This window comes from Duganella sacchari (assembly GCF_900143065.1).
GTDB lineage: Bacteria > Pseudomonadota > Gammaproteobacteria > Burkholderiales > Burkholderiaceae_D > Rugamonas > Rugamonas sacchari.
Window position 1 is genome coordinate 1 of sequence record NZ_FRCX01000005.1, and the last position, 12,666, is coordinate 12,666.

13 protein-coding genes are annotated in these 12,666 nt (G+C 61.9%); 7 read left to right on the top strand and 6 right to left on the bottom strand.

Annotated features, from left to right (window positions below; all coding sequences use genetic code 11):
- Nucleotides 1-453: 453 nt before the first annotated feature.
- Both BUA36_RS11635 and BUA36_RS11640 read left to right on the top strand, forming a co-directional pair.
- The gene (locus BUA36_RS11635) at nt 454-846 is read left to right on the top strand and encodes a VanZ family protein (protein ID WP_072784680.1); all 393 of its coding nucleotides are present in this window, start codon (nt 454-456) and stop codon (nt 844-846) included.
- Nucleotides 847-1,160: 314 nt separating this feature from the next.
- The gene (locus BUA36_RS11640; RefSeq protein WP_072784682.1) at nt 1,161-1,538 is read left to right on the top strand and encodes a hypothetical protein; all 378 of its coding nucleotides are present in this window, start codon (nt 1,161-1,163) and stop codon (nt 1,536-1,538) included.
- Here the strand turns inward: BUA36_RS11640 and BUA36_RS11645 are convergent.
- Nucleotides 1,535-2,443 (bottom strand): TraB/GumN family protein, encoded by a 909-nt coding sequence (locus BUA36_RS11645; protein WP_072784685.1) that lies wholly within the window; start codon nt 2,441-2,443, stop codon nt 1,535-1,537. The two genes, BUA36_RS11640 and BUA36_RS11645, sit on opposite strands and share 4 nt — an antisense overlap.
- A gap of 558 nt (nt 2,444-3,001) precedes the next feature.
- Between BUA36_RS11645 and BUA36_RS11650 the strand changes: the two genes are divergently transcribed.
- Both BUA36_RS11650 and BUA36_RS11655 read left to right on the top strand, forming a co-directional pair.
- Nucleotides 3,002-4,009 carry an LLM class flavin-dependent oxidoreductase gene (locus BUA36_RS11650; protein ID WP_072784687.1) on the top strand — a complete coding sequence of 336 codons (1,008 nt, stop codon included), beginning with the start codon at nt 3,002-3,004 and terminating at the stop codon, nt 4,007-4,009.
- A 113-nt stretch (nt 4,010-4,122) separates the two neighbouring features.
- Entirely contained in the window at nt 4,123-5,268 is a 1,146-nt protein-coding gene (locus BUA36_RS11655) for an MFS transporter (RefSeq protein ID WP_072784689.1), read from the top strand.
- Nucleotides 5,269-5,360: 92 nt separating this feature from the next.
- Here BUA36_RS11655 and BUA36_RS11660 read toward each other — a convergent pair whose 3' ends face one another.
- The 5 genes from BUA36_RS11660 to BUA36_RS11680 all read right to left on the bottom strand — a co-directional run bounded on the left by BUA36_RS11660 (nt 5,361) and on the right by BUA36_RS11680 (nt 8,650).
- Nucleotides 5,361-5,825, bottom strand: a complete 465-nt coding sequence (locus BUA36_RS11660; RefSeq protein ID WP_229215776.1) for a hypothetical protein — start codon at nt 5,823-5,825, stop codon at nt 5,361-5,363.
- The gene (locus tag BUA36_RS11665; RefSeq protein WP_139260507.1) at nt 5,822-6,649 is read right to left on the bottom strand and encodes a DUF6160 family protein; all 828 of its coding nucleotides are present in this window, start codon (nt 6,647-6,649) and stop codon (nt 5,822-5,824) included. Before BUA36_RS11665 ends, BUA36_RS11660 begins: the two co-directional genes overlap by 4 nt.
- Complete coding sequence (locus BUA36_RS11670; RefSeq protein WP_072784691.1) at nt 6,649-7,440, bottom strand: hypothetical protein; 792 nt, start codon at nt 7,438-7,440, stop codon at nt 6,649-6,651. The genes BUA36_RS11665 and BUA36_RS11670 overlap by 1 nt, the downstream gene beginning before the upstream one ends.
- Nucleotides 7,441-7,498: 58 nt before the next feature.
- On the bottom strand, nt 7,499-8,008 hold the full coding sequence (locus tag BUA36_RS11675; RefSeq protein ID WP_072784692.1) for a DUF6160 family protein: 510 nt from the start codon (nt 8,006-8,008) through the stop codon (nt 7,499-7,501).
- 132 nt (nt 8,009-8,140) lie between these two features.
- Nucleotides 8,141-8,650 (bottom strand): DUF6160 family protein, encoded by a 510-nt coding sequence (locus tag BUA36_RS11680; RefSeq protein ID WP_072784693.1) that lies wholly within the window; start codon nt 8,648-8,650, stop codon nt 8,141-8,143.
- Between the two features lie 562 nt (nt 8,651-9,212).
- Here BUA36_RS11680 and BUA36_RS11685 point away from each other — a divergent pair.
- The 3 genes from BUA36_RS11685 to BUA36_RS11695 are packed head-to-tail and all read left to right on the top strand — an operon-like array spanning nt 9,213 to nt 12,646.
- Nucleotides 9,213-9,980, top strand: a complete 768-nt coding sequence (locus BUA36_RS11685) for a C39 family peptidase (protein WP_072784694.1) — start codon at nt 9,213-9,215, stop codon at nt 9,978-9,980.
- Nucleotides 9,981-10,016: 36 nt separating this feature from the next.
- Nucleotides 10,017-11,048, top strand: a complete 1,032-nt coding sequence (locus BUA36_RS11690; RefSeq protein WP_084560118.1) for a transporter — start codon at nt 10,017-10,019, stop codon at nt 11,046-11,048.
- Entirely contained in the window at nt 11,048-12,646 is a 1,599-nt protein-coding gene (locus BUA36_RS11695) for an OmpP1/FadL family transporter (RefSeq protein WP_072784695.1), read from the top strand. Before BUA36_RS11690 ends, BUA36_RS11695 begins: the two co-directional genes overlap by 1 nt.
- Nucleotides 12,647-12,666: the final 20 nt, after the last annotated feature.

Genomic DNA, 12,666 nt, shown 5'->3' on the forward strand with positions numbered 1-12,666 from the left:
CGCGCACTGTCCGCAAGACAGTGTCGTGCACGCCCGGCGCGGGCGTGCCGCAATGGGAACAGATCAGCGGACACCCTGGATCGGCTGCCAAGCGCACATGCAGGCAGTTATCGACGACTTCGACAGAGGACACAATAAAGCCTTCCCAGAACGGGAGGCTAAGAATATGATTTGCCATGAGAGCGGTAGGTTGAGAAATATGTTTGGTCGCACAAACACAATAACTCTTCCTTACTGCTCTGTTGCGTTTACTGCAGGTTCATCCCGGACTTCCGCGATGAACCTTTTTTTTTTGCGCCGATGTCAGAAACTGTCATAACGGCGTCACAATGCCCTCTTATACTGGTCACATCTTAAGTACATGCAACCGATAGGCATGACTGAAGACTAGGTGCACCGGGGTTCCGGTGCACCACTCTCCCCTTCTTTTGCAGTGCATGGTATTGTTCGCTCATGCTCAAGCAAATACTCCTCACCTCTTCTTACGCCCGCCTGCGCTACTGGACTGCCATCGCGCTGTATCTGATGATATTGATACTCGGTTCGATCCCCGGTGCGCGCCAGGACATCGGCGAAGTCGCCTCCGGCCTCATCCTGCATTCCATCGCTTATGCCGGCCTCGCGTTTCTGATTTACACCGGCAGCAATGGCAGCCTGCCGCTACGCACGGTCAAGGCGGTGCTGACCATCGCTGCGATGGGCGCGCTGGATGAGTTCGTGCAAAGCTTCTTCCCCTACCGCCATGGCGCGGTATCGGACTGGCTGGTCGACTGTTCTGCGGCGCTACTGGCCTCAGGCTTTATGTGGGCTCTCTGGAGTCGTTATCGGATCCCTCGGGCAGACTGATTCGCCGGTTGCCAGGGCCACATCCAAACGCATTTCCCGCAGCTGCTCGGCCTTGGCCACGCGTACCAGGCCGTGCAGTGCGTGCTGGAAAAAATGCCGGCTGCGCGTATCGCCGCAGGTGGCATCAGTTAACTCTTCGATAATTGTATCTGTCACGCGTGTCAACATATCGGTGTCCTTTAAAGTGATACCGAACAATTATTGCGTGCAGGTAGCATCGCGCGATTGATGTAGATCAATCACCTCCAGCGCTGAGGGAACATTCCAGGCCCGCGCCTCTCTGACCTTGTTTGCAGTTCAAACAGGAGACGACAATGAAGACGACGACGATGGCGATCATCATGCTGCTGGCAATGGCAGGCTGCGCCAACCGATCCACCGACAGCAACACCCCAAGCACCGGCAGCTACAGCCCCAGCACCGCGATGGCCAACCCCAGCCCGGCCCCGCAAGACCGCATGACGTATGGCGTCATCCAGGCCATCGACCAGATGCAGCGCCAGGATGTGGGCGTTGGCGTGATGGGCGCCATGGCAGCCGGCGGCACGGGTGGCACGCCCACCGACAAGGTCTACCGCATCACCGTCCGCATGAACGATGGCAGCAGCCAGATGGTGGTGGTGGAGTCCGAGCCCCGCTACAAAATCGGCGACCGCGTCCGCTACAACAACGGCAACGTACAAGCGTATTAATACAGCTGCTCGACCTCGTAGCCACGGCGCTTGAGCAGCTGCGGCAAACCGTCATCGCCCACCAGATGCAGCAGGCCGACGCCGACAAAGGCGACCTGATCCTGCTGCATGATGCGCTCGATATTGGTCGCCATTTCCGGATTGCGCTTGCCCAGCAGGACACGGTTCATGAAACCTGCGGAAATCGTGTTGCCAGTAGTGGCCGACTGCCATGCCGCATGGATGCCGGCAGTATCGGCAGCGCTCCAGGCCTCCAGCAACGCACGGGATTTTTTGAGCGAATCGCCATCCGCCAGGTCGGCCAGCGTCTCGAGCAGGTATTGCTCCTGCTGGGGTTCGTCAAGCGTATCGAACAGGCCGAGCTGGTAGTCAGCACTCTCCAGCTCGCGCACCGTCTTGTCCTGTTTTTGCGCCGCCGCCAGCAGTGCGTACTCCACCGCCTGGCTGCGCTGATAGCCGTGCTTGTCCAGCTCGGCGCCCACCAGCAGATTGGCCACCAGCCAGGGCTTGAACTGCTGCGCCGTTTTCAGTGGAATGCCGGCGCGCGCCAACGCCTGCGCGGTCTTTTGCATGGTCTCTGCGCTCAGGTGAGCTTGCAGTGTATCGCCGTCCGCATAGCGGCCGTGGCGCGTCAGTGCCACCTGGAATGCCTGATCCTCGCGGATATCCAGCTCAATCACCAGCGCCTTCGAATCGAGCAGCGCGCGCGACGCGATCGCGTCCAGCGGATACACACCGTCACGCCCCACATGCACCGTGCCGTACAGATAGCTGGTCTTGCCCTCATGCGTCACCCGGTACAACTGGCCGCGATGCAAGGCAGTGGTTTCCGCAGTCCCGGCGGCCAAAACGGTCTGGCAGCAAGCCAGCAGGAATGCGAATATGACACCGAGTTTCGTAGGCATGCGATTAATATTAACAGTGGAATAAAATAAGAGAATAAAACTGTGCGTCTTATTGTTTCCAATGGTAAATCAGGATCACATTCTGATTAAAAGAATTTTTAAAAATCGTCGGCAAAATAAAACATTATTTAAAGCGATTTTGATAATTACTGATTAATTTATCCACACTTCTATCTGCTTTATTGTCGTATTGACTTCACTTATGCGCACACGCCCTTGCGACGAAGCGCACAGCCCAAACCGATAGTTTCTCGCCAACCTTGAGATAATACTCAAGAATTCTTTACTGCGCGACCGCATGGCGTAAATTATGGAATGACGAATAACCATCATTCCGCCCAAAACCCATTTTCAGGGTGCTCTCCAATTCAGGATATTTATAACCCAATACCGCTGCGGAGTTTATACGCCAGCGCGGTAGCCGCAGCAGCGAGCGCGGCGGCAATCAGGGCCTGCCCTGCACGCTTGGTCCAATCTGTGTATGCTTGTCGGTCCATTTAGAAAGACTATACCCACACGCTTTCAATGGGCTTGTGATGACCAGATGAGGTAACACCCATGATTCCATTCTCGATACTCGACCTTTCCCCGATTGCCGAAGGCAGCAATCCATCCGCCTCGTTCCGCAACACGCTAGACCTGGCGCAGCACGGCGAGCGCTGGGGCTACCAGCGCTACTGGCTGGCGGAACACCACGGCATGCCCGGCATCGCCAGCGCAGCAACCGCTGTGGTAATGGCCCACGTGGCCGGCGGCACCAGTACCATCCGCGTCGGCGCTGGCGGCATCATGCTGCCCAACCACGCACCGCTGGTGATTGCCGAACAGTTCGGCACGCTGGAAGCGCTATTCCCCGGCCGCATCGACCTCGGTCTGGGCCGTGCGCCCGGTTCCGACCAGACCACCGCCCGCGCGCTGCGCCGCAATCTCGAGACCGACGCCGACGCCTTCCCGCAAGACGTGCTGGAACTGCAAGACTACCTGTCCGACAACCCGCGCCAGCGCGTCATGGCCGTGCCCGGCAAAGGCGCGAAAGTGCCGCTGTGGATACTCGGTTCCAGCACCTTTGGCGCCCAGCTGGCCGCCCACCTCGGCCTGCCGTTTGCGTTCGCCTCCCATTTCGCGCCGCAGATGATGCTGCAGGCGCTGTCGCTGTACCGTGCCAACTTCCAGCCATCGGCGCAGCTGAGCAAGCCCTACGTCATGCTGGGCTTCAACGTATTTGCCGCCGACACCGACGAAGAAGCGCACTTCCGCGCCACCTCCATGCAGCAAGCTTTCGTCAACCTGCGCACCGGCAGGCCATCGCAACTGCCGCCGCCCAAAGCCGGCTACCTGGAATCGTTGGGCCTGCCCGAGCGCGCCATGCTCGACTCCGTGCTGTCCTGTACCGCCATCGGCGCAGCGCCTACCGTCAGCCGCCAGCTGCAGGACTTCATCGCCCGCACTGGCGCCGACGAGCTCATGATTACCTCGCAGATTTACGAGCACGCCCAGCGCCTGCGCTCCTACGAAATCACCGCTGAAGTGCGGCAATCGCTGGCGCGCGAACAGGCGGGACTGTAAGAAATGGCGCACGTCCAGCAGCAAACGGCCAAGCCCGGTAGAATGTCGGCCTTCCAAATTTTCCGGAGCCTGACGTGAGCCAATCCCAAGCCCATCAAGACATTACTCCCGGCATGGTCTGGCTGTTCGCCATCGCGACCGGCCTGATCGTCGCCAACCTGTACTACGCGCAAACGCTGATCGGCCCGATCAGCAAAGCTACCGGGCTCGATCCCGGCGCTGCCGGCCTCATCGTCACCCTGACCCAGATCGGCTACTGCATCGGCCTGCTGTTCATTGTCCCGCTGGGCGACCTGCTGGAAAACCGCCGCCTCATCGTCACTGCGCTGCTGGTCACCGCACTGGCCCTGCTGGCCGCGTCCGTCACCAGCAGCGCCAACCTGTTCCTGTTTGCCTGCCTGTGCATCGGCCTCGGTTCAGTCGCGGCACAGATCGTGGTGCCGTTTGCGGCCCACCTGTCCCGGCCTGAAACGCGCGGCAAGACCGTGGGCAAAGTCATGAGCGGGCTGCTGATGGGGATTATGCTGGCACGTCCCGTGTCCAGCGTGATTGCCGATGCGCTGGGCTGGCATGCGATCTTCGTACTGTCCGCAATCTCCACCGCCGCGCTGGCGCTGCTGCTGCGCGCCAAACTGCCGCAGCGCCAGCCGGAAGGCGGCATGCACTACTTCGAACTGCTGAGTTCGATGTGGCATTTGCTCAAAACCACACCCGTCCTGCGCCGCCGCGCCGCATACCAAGGCTGCATGTTCGGCGCCTTCAGCCTGTTCTGGACCTGCGTTTCGCTGGAACTGACGGGCCCGCACTTCAACATCAGCCAGACCGGCGTCGCCATCTTCGCGCTGGTCGGCGTAGCGGGCGCGATCGCCTCACCGATAGCCGGCCACCGTGCCGACCAGGGCAAGAGCCGCTCCAACACCCTCATCGCCCTGATGCTGGGCGCGCTGGCGTTCATCCTGCCGCTGGTCATCCACAGCACGCCGCTGGTCAACCTGGGCGTACTGGTCGCCACCTCCATCATCCTCGACATGGGCGTTTCCGCCAACCTGGTGACGGGCCAGCGCGCCATCTTCGCGCTGCCGGCAGAAATCCGCAGCCGCCTGAACGGCCTGTACATGGCGCTGTTCTTCATGGGCGGCGCCATCGGCTCCTCGCTGGGCGGCTGGATGTTTGCCGCGCACGGCTGGACCGGCGTCCTGTGGACCGGCCTCGCCTTCCCCGTCATCGCCCTCTGCGTCTTCGCCACCGAACGCAAATAAACTCCGGGGTCAGGTCCGTCATTTCTACACGGCCTCTACCGTAGCGCACGCTACGGTAGAGGCCGTGTAGAAATGACGGACCTGACCCCGGATTAGTGTCCCCAGAAGCGGACTTGGCCTTGCAAGGACACGACGCCGTTGATGTTGACGCTGCCGAGGTTGCCCGTGACCGGCGCGTTGGGGTCGTTTTGTACGCTCAACGATTCAAAACCGAAGTTGGTGTATTTGACGTAGCCCGGCAGCCCGATGGCGATGTAGTCGCCGCCGCCATCGGTGCGCGTCTGCACGCCCAGGCTGACGGCAAACATGTCCACCGTGCCGCGCACGTTCTTGAAGACGATGTAGCGCTTGGAGCCGCCATCGCCGCTGAAGCCCAGCGACAGCCGGCTGTCCGCCACCGCCCCCACCAGTGTCGGATCGTTCAGCACCACGTGCGCCGCAAAGCTGATGCCGTCGCCGCCGCTGACCTGCGACAGCTCGCCGTCATCCAGCGCGCGCAGCTCGCCCGCCTGCGCCAGGCCAGCCCACAGCAGCAGGAACAAGGCGCGCTTCATCATTGCTTGAATTTGATATCGAGGTATTGGATCTGCACCGAGCCGATCCGCGATGAGCCCAGGTCCACCGTCGGCTGCCCCGGACTCACGAACGAGATATTGTCGACCACGATGCTGCCTGCCGACGCCTGTCCGCTGCCATAGCGCGCATCCGGCCAGTCGATGCCGATGTGCAGCCGCGGCCCGCTTTCATCGGCCAGCGCATTGATCACGCCCGGCTGCGCGGCCACATGGGCCAGCACCCACGGTCCGCCGTCCACCGCGCCGATGTGTATGCCGCTCAGCACCATCGCTTCGGTCGGGTCGTTGCGGCCGCGCGGCTGGAACGACAGCTGGCCGATATCCATTTTGACTGCCGCGCCAAAGGCAATGCCGTCGTTGACTTGCGGCGTGGTGAATTGCAGGCCGCCGCCGTAGAACGCCAGGTCCTTGACCACCACGCTGCCCTGCTCGCGCACCACGCCATCGGCGCCGATGCCCCAGTCATACGCCATCTGCCAGCGCTGTTCGCCGGTGGCATTGGCGGGAAATGCGATGTTGATGTAGTTGGCCAGACCCGGCGGCCCGGCCAGCACGTCGAGCCGGTAGGGATCGGAAAACGGCTGCGCACTGTCGCTGCGCGAGGCGGCAAATTTTTCCACGTACAGACTGGAACCAACCGGGGTGGTGTAGCTCACCCGCGCATCGCCGCTCATGGCAAAACCGCTCAGGTCGAAGCTGACGCCATCGCGCCCGCGCACGGCGGACATGGCGCTGTCGCTCATGGGTTCCATGGCCCACGCGGCTTGCGCGCACAGCAGCAATGCCATCGCCAGCGCGCACCGCATCAGCGTCCCTTCGGCAGGTTGGGCGGCGTGATGCCGCTGGTGTTCAGCGCTTGCAGCTTGTCGCGCCAGTTCAGCCACATGCCGGCCTGGGCCGTGTCGGAGGCGGGCAAGCCGCTAGCGCTGGGGAACTGCACATTGGTTTTCAGCAGCGAGATCCAGAAGTCGCGGCTGCCGCCACTGGCGTCGCCGGCCGTCACGCCGCCCAGCTGCGCCAGCGACAGGCACGATCCGGTGCACGCGCCGTCCCAGCGCTTGCCGCCCAGCGCGTCGGTGCGCGTATCCATCACCACGGTGGCGCCGTCAGCGGCAGTACCGGTCACTTTCATCGAGCCGGACAAGGTGGTGATCTGCAAACCGATATCGCCCTTGATCGACTCAAAGCCAAAACGCATGCCGATCGCTTCGCGCGAGGCGCCATCGGCTGCATTGCGGTAGACAAATTCAAAATAGGGATTACTGATCTGCACCACGCGCTGGGCGTCGGTGCCATCGCTGCGGCCAAACTGCAGCAGCGGGATATCCAGGTCGGCGCCACTGCCGTTGCGCGCGGCGTAAGTGTACTCGCCCAGCCGCATATTGCGCAGGTTGGCGCTCAGCGTGATGTCGGCGTCCAGCGCGACCTTGCTGAAGTCGAAGCCGTTCAGGCTGGTGTTGGTCATGGTGACCAAGCCCTGGCCGTGCATGGCCGACAGCTCATCCTCGCTCATCGGCTGCATCTGTGCTGACGCTGCCTGCATGCCGCACAGCAGCGCCGCACCGGCCAGCCACTGGCGCAGTGTGGTGAATGTCATGGTGGTGTGAGGCGGCAGCCGCCGGGAGCACCGGACGCGGCTGCCGCTGCTCAGCTGATTAGTGAGCGAAGATCCACACGGTGGTGCCGCGCATGTCGATCTGGTTCAGGGCGACCGAACCGAACGAGGCTGCGCTGTTGCCCATCTTGATCGCGTCAACCGACACGTTCAGATAGTGGCCGTCAGCGACCACGGATTGTGGAATGGCGATCTGCACCACGTCACCGCCGGTGGCTGGGTTGTAGAAGGTGCCTGGGTTGGTCACGCCAGCAGCGCCGGCTGCGGCCAGGAAGGATTTTTTCGACAGGATGTCGATTTCAGCAGCGATCAGGCCGTTGACCTTGATGCCGTTGAACGATACCGAACCGCCACCCAGACCGTTGGCGTCCAGCGGGTCGGTGTCGGTGTAGGTGAAGGAGTTGATCTTGATGTTCAGGTTGGCAGCGATCGACACGCCATCCTGGCCGCTGACCGTGCTCAGCTCTGCGTCTTGAATTGGGGTCATGGCCGATGCCGAGAAGGCCAGGGTTGCCAGGGCTGCAGCGACTGCGGTTTTGATGAATTGCATGTGATCGTCTCCGTAATGGTTTTGGTATTTATCTCTATGTTTTTTTGATACTGCGAGGCCATCTTATGGCCCCGCAGCGAGCATCGTCCATGACGCGTCAGGCCAAGCAACAGGCCTGGCGAGCCGGGCCGATTAGTGGGCGAAGATCCACACGGTGGTGCCGCGCATGTCGATCTGGTTCAGGGCGACCGAACCGAACGAAGCTGCGCTGTTGCCCATCTTGATCGCGTCAACCGACACGTTCAGGTAGTGGCCGTCAGCAACCACGGATTGTGGAATGGCGATCTGCACCACGTCACCGCCGGTGGCTGGGTTGTAGAAGGTGCCTGGGTTGGTCACGCCAGCAGCGCCGGCTGCGGCCAGGAAGGATTTTTTCGACAGGATGTCGATTTCAGCAGCGATCAGGCCATTGACCTTGATGCCGTTGAACGAAACCGAACCGCCACCCAGGCCGTTGGCGTCGAGCGGGTCGGTGTCGGTGTAGGTGAACGAATCGATCTTGATGTTCAGGTTAGCAGCGATCGACACGCCGTCCTGACCGCTGACGGTGCTCAGTTCGGCGTCCTGGATCGGGGTCATGGCCGATGCCGAGAAAGCCAGGGTTGCCAGGGCGGTAGCGATTGCGGTTTTGATGATATGCATTTGGTATCTCCGGTTGTAAGTGAATTGTTATCTGCGGGTTCACGCCCCTGCGGTCCCCTTCCGGCACTCCGGTAAGAGCGCCGGCGCACCGCGACCGGGTCGTGAAAATCTTAATATTTGGATATTAATTAAATTAATCATATGAGTCGGCGCGGCTGCGGGTCCAGCATGTTGCGCTGACCGCGAAAGCCAACAACTTGGCCCTGCGAGCCATACAGAGTGAGCGCGGTGTTGTGCATTTGTCGCGGCGCTGCCAGCTTGCCGTAGCATAAGAAGCGGGGCAAAAGCTAGAGTCACATTTCTAAAAAATCAGATGCGGTGGCTCCAAAAACCATGCGTTAATAAATTACAAAAAAGAAAAGACGAGTTGTCGCTTAAATAAAGCACGACCGTTCGTATCAAAATAACGGAGACACGCATGACACACGCAATGGGGCGCCGGACGCCTCTGGGCGAAGCTTACGCCAACGCTTTGCAGCAGCCCTTACACCACATTTTTTTTCGCGCGCGCTGGAGCGCGCTCCCCGGCCCGCGCACACGCGCGCATGGCAAAGGCTGAGCCATGCTGATGCTGCTGCTGGGAGTAGTCGCCGCCTTGATCGGCGGCGCCGGTGTCATGTCCCGACACGAACCGCTGGACCGCCCCAAGGGCCAGTTCGAGATTCCGCAAACCCTGACCGGGGGCGGCGCCTATGCGCAATCCGTGCGGATCGAGCCATTTTCCGAGCTCAAGTACAAACACATCGTGCGCCAGGCGTTTGACTTCAGCTGCGGCTCGGCCGCGCTGGTGACCATCCTCAACTACCACTTGGGCGTGATGGTCAACGAGCAGCAGGCCATGGAAGGCATGCTGGAAAAAGGCGAAAAGGAAAAAATCATCGAGCGCCGCGGCTTCTCGCTGCTGGACATGAAGCGCTATGTGGGCTCGCTGGGCATGAACGGCGCCGGCTTCAAGGCCGAGATCAAGGACCTCATGACGCTCGACGAGCCAGCCATCGTGCCGATCGACTACGCCGGTTCCAAGCACTTCGTGGTGCTGCGCGGCATCCGTGACGGCGTGGTCTACATTGCCGATCCGTCGGCCGGCAACATCGTGTTTTCGGTCGAAGAGTTCGGCCGCTGGTGGGACAAGAACACCCTGTTCATCATCTCGCCAGCCAAGGGCAAGACACCGGTCGGCCAGCTGGCCCTGACCGACCAGGAGCTGGGCGTGGTCGATATGGACCGCGTCACCGGCAAGGGCCGCCAGGACCCGCTTAGCAACTCCGCCCAACTGCTGATGCGCGCCGTGAACTCGGGCGCGGCCGGTACCTGGATGCACCGCAATTAATCCCCTCAGCGCAATCACTCTCACAAGGAAACCGATATGAAGTTTCGTATGCTCCCCTTTGCTGTCGCCGCGGCGCTGATGGCGACGTCCGCCCTGGCCCAGGAAACCCAGACACCGGCCACCGCCCCGGCCCAGCCCACCCCCGCCACGGCGGACGCCGCGCGGGATGCGCTGGCCAAGAAGGAAGGCGAAGGCGACCAGAGCGCCCTGCTCAAGCAGACCCTGACCGCAGTCGACAAGCAGTACACGCTGATCCGCCGCAACCAGATGCAGCTCACCTACGACCTCAGCTACAGCTATGTGGGCGAGGAGCGCATCGTCACCGACATTGCCAACGGCAACGCCACGCTGTTCAACATCGAGAACAACAACTCGCACACCGTCACCAACACCTTCTCGGCCGACTACGGCGTGCTGGACAACCTGACCGCCAACGTCACGCTGCCGCTGATTTCGCGCTACGCCGACACGGCCGCGCGCAGCGGCATGTCCAACTCGCTGGGCGACGTTGGTGTCGGCGCGCGCTGGCAGCCGTTTGAAGCGCGCCGCGATGCGCCGGGCCTGACGGTGACCAGCAACGTCCGCCTGCCGACCGGCCGCAGCCCGTTCAAGATCATTGCCGGCAGCGGCGAAGCGACGGGCAGCGGCGTGGCCGCCGCCACGGTCGGCCTCAACATCAACAAGATCGTCGATCCGGTCGCACTGTTCGGCTCGCTGAACTTCACCGCCAGCCTGCCGGCCAAGAACCTGTGGCAGGTCAACGGCTCGCGCATCCTGACCCGGGTCCAGCCCGGCACCAGCGTCGGCTTCGGCCTCGGCTTTGCGTACGCGCTGTCATATGGCATCTCGACCACGATCTCCTTCCAGGAAGCGATCTCGGCCGGCTCCAAGCTGCGCTTTGCCGACGGCCTCGAAGCCAAGACCCATATGCAGACCTCGGGCATCCTCAACATGGGCCTGGGCTACCGCGTCTCGCCTAAAACCACGGTCAACTTCTCGGTCGGCATCGGCGTCACGCCCGACTCGCCCAACCTGGTTGTAGGCATGAATCTGCCACTGAGCTTCTGATGATGCGCCGTCTCGCCATCGCTACCGCAGTTGCTGGCGCACTCTGTGCACCGGCATACGCTGCGCTGACCGAAAACCTCACCACCAGCGTGGTTGCGATGGCGATGGGGAATGCCGTCACGGCCGACCCGCCCGGCGTCTCCTCGATCCACTTCAACCCGGCCGGGCTGGCGCGCATGACGGGCGACAGCGAGAGCATCCACAACTTTGTCGCCTCGATCCGCACCAGCGCCAGCTTTTCGCCCGGCCCCAACTTTGACGTCGGCGGCTGGCGCGACGATCCGCTGTCCAACACCTCCACCGGTCCGGTACGCCAGATCATGTACGTGCCCGGCTACGGCATGCCGGGCTGGCGCCTGCCGGCCGTGGCCGTACCCGGCATCGGCATGACCTGGAACAAGCCCGGCTCGCCGTGGACCTTTGGCACCGACAGCTATATGGCGCAGGCCATGAGCCTGGACCGCACCACCGATCCCAACGACCCCGGCCAGTACCAGGGCCGCCAGCTGCAGATCCAGCGCCTGGTGTACGCGGCGCCGGCGGTGGGCTACAAATATTCCGACACGCTGCGCTTTGGCGTGGCCGTGCCAATCGCCCACGCCGCGTTTGTGGTCGACACCAATATGCGATTTCCCAACGAACTGCTGGGCGTGTTTGGCCAGCTGCAAAAAGGCTGGTGCCCGGAAGATGGCGGCAACATCATCGACGTGTTCGGCTTTGGCGTGTGCGGCGGCGGCAAGGACGGCATGGTCAGCCCGTTCAAGAAAGCCGCCAATATGCGCGTCGAACTGACGGCGCCGTTCGACCCCACCATCAACCTGGGCGTGCTGTGGGAACCGCGCGACTGGTTTGCGCTGGGCGTGGTGTACCAGGGCGGTTCCAAGACCCACTACACCGGCAGCTATATGTTCAAGACCGAGCCCATGCTGCGCAACTTCGTGCGCGGCATGAACGCCAGCCTGCTGGGACCGATCGCGGGCGCCGTGCTGGGTTTCCCGACCTCGATCCCGGCCGAGCAGAAGGGCAATATGAGCGCGACGATCCCGTTCCCGTCGCACCTGCAGGTCGGCCTCAAGCTCAAGCCGGTCAAATACGTGCAGCTCAATGTCGACGCCAGCTACGCGCGCTGGAGCGAATGGGACGCGCTGCGCTTCCAGTTCGACCAGAGCATCAAGCTGCTGGAAGTGGCGCGCCTGTACGGCATCCCCGATTCCGGCAAGCTGGTGATCCCGCGCGGCTACAAGAGCGTGGTCAACTTCGCCTACGGCCTGCAGCTCAATCCGTTCGAACGCCTGTCGATCCGCCTCGGCTACGAGCCGCGCAAGACCTCGGTCCCGGCCGACAAGATCGACCTGCTGGCGCCGCTGCCGGACACCAAGCTGCTGAGCGCCGGCATCGGCTTCAAGCTCAACAAGGACACCGACATCAATATCACCGGTTCCTACATGAGCGGCAAATTCAACGCGCCAGCCAACACCAGCTGCAATATGAACTGCAACACCTTCCTCAACATCATCTACAACCCGTACGCGGGACAGGACGTGCGCGGCGACATCCGCGTGCGCTACTTTGGCTTTGAACTCAACAAGCGTTTCTGATTTACCTGGAGGAGCACACC

What these genes read in the sequence shown, in the direction of transcription:
- BUA36_RS11635 (WP_072784680.1), top strand. Translation starts at nt 454, where the DNA reads ATGCTCAAGCAAATACTCCTCACCTCTTCTTACGCCCGCCTGCGCTAC.
- BUA36_RS11640 (WP_072784682.1), top strand. Translation starts at nt 1,161, where the DNA reads ATGAAGACGACGACGATGGCGATCATCATGCTGCTGGCAATGGCAGGC.
- BUA36_RS11645 (WP_072784685.1), bottom strand. Translation starts at nt 2,443, where the DNA reads ATGCCTACGAAACTCGGTGTCATATTCGCATTCCTGCTGGCTTGCTGC.
- BUA36_RS11650 (WP_072784687.1), top strand. Translation starts at nt 3,002, where the DNA reads ATGATTCCATTCTCGATACTCGACCTTTCCCCGATTGCCGAAGGCAGC.
- BUA36_RS11655 (WP_072784689.1), top strand. Translation starts at nt 4,123, where the DNA reads ATGGTCTGGCTGTTCGCCATCGCGACCGGCCTGATCGTCGCCAACCTG.
- BUA36_RS11660 (WP_229215776.1), bottom strand. Translation starts at nt 5,825, where the DNA reads ATGATGAAGCGCGCCTTGTTCCTGCTGCTGTGGGCTGGCCTGGCGCAG.
- BUA36_RS11665 (WP_139260507.1), bottom strand. Translation starts at nt 6,649, where the DNA reads ATGCGGTGCGCGCTGGCGATGGCATTGCTGCTGTGCGCGCAAGCCGCG.
- BUA36_RS11670 (WP_072784691.1), bottom strand. Translation starts at nt 7,440, where the DNA reads ATGACATTCACCACACTGCGCCAGTGGCTGGCCGGTGCGGCGCTGCTG.
- BUA36_RS11675 (WP_072784692.1), bottom strand. Translation starts at nt 8,008, where the DNA reads ATGCAATTCATCAAAACCGCAGTCGCTGCAGCCCTGGCAACCCTGGCC.
- BUA36_RS11680 (WP_072784693.1), bottom strand. Translation starts at nt 8,650, where the DNA reads ATGCATATCATCAAAACCGCAATCGCTACCGCCCTGGCAACCCTGGCT.
- BUA36_RS11685 (WP_072784694.1), top strand. Translation starts at nt 9,213, where the DNA reads ATGCTGATGCTGCTGCTGGGAGTAGTCGCCGCCTTGATCGGCGGCGCC.
- BUA36_RS11690 (WP_084560118.1), top strand. Translation starts at nt 10,017, where the DNA reads ATGAAGTTTCGTATGCTCCCCTTTGCTGTCGCCGCGGCGCTGATGGCG.
- BUA36_RS11695 (WP_072784695.1), top strand. Translation starts at nt 11,048, where the DNA reads ATGATGCGCCGTCTCGCCATCGCTACCGCAGTTGCTGGCGCACTCTGT.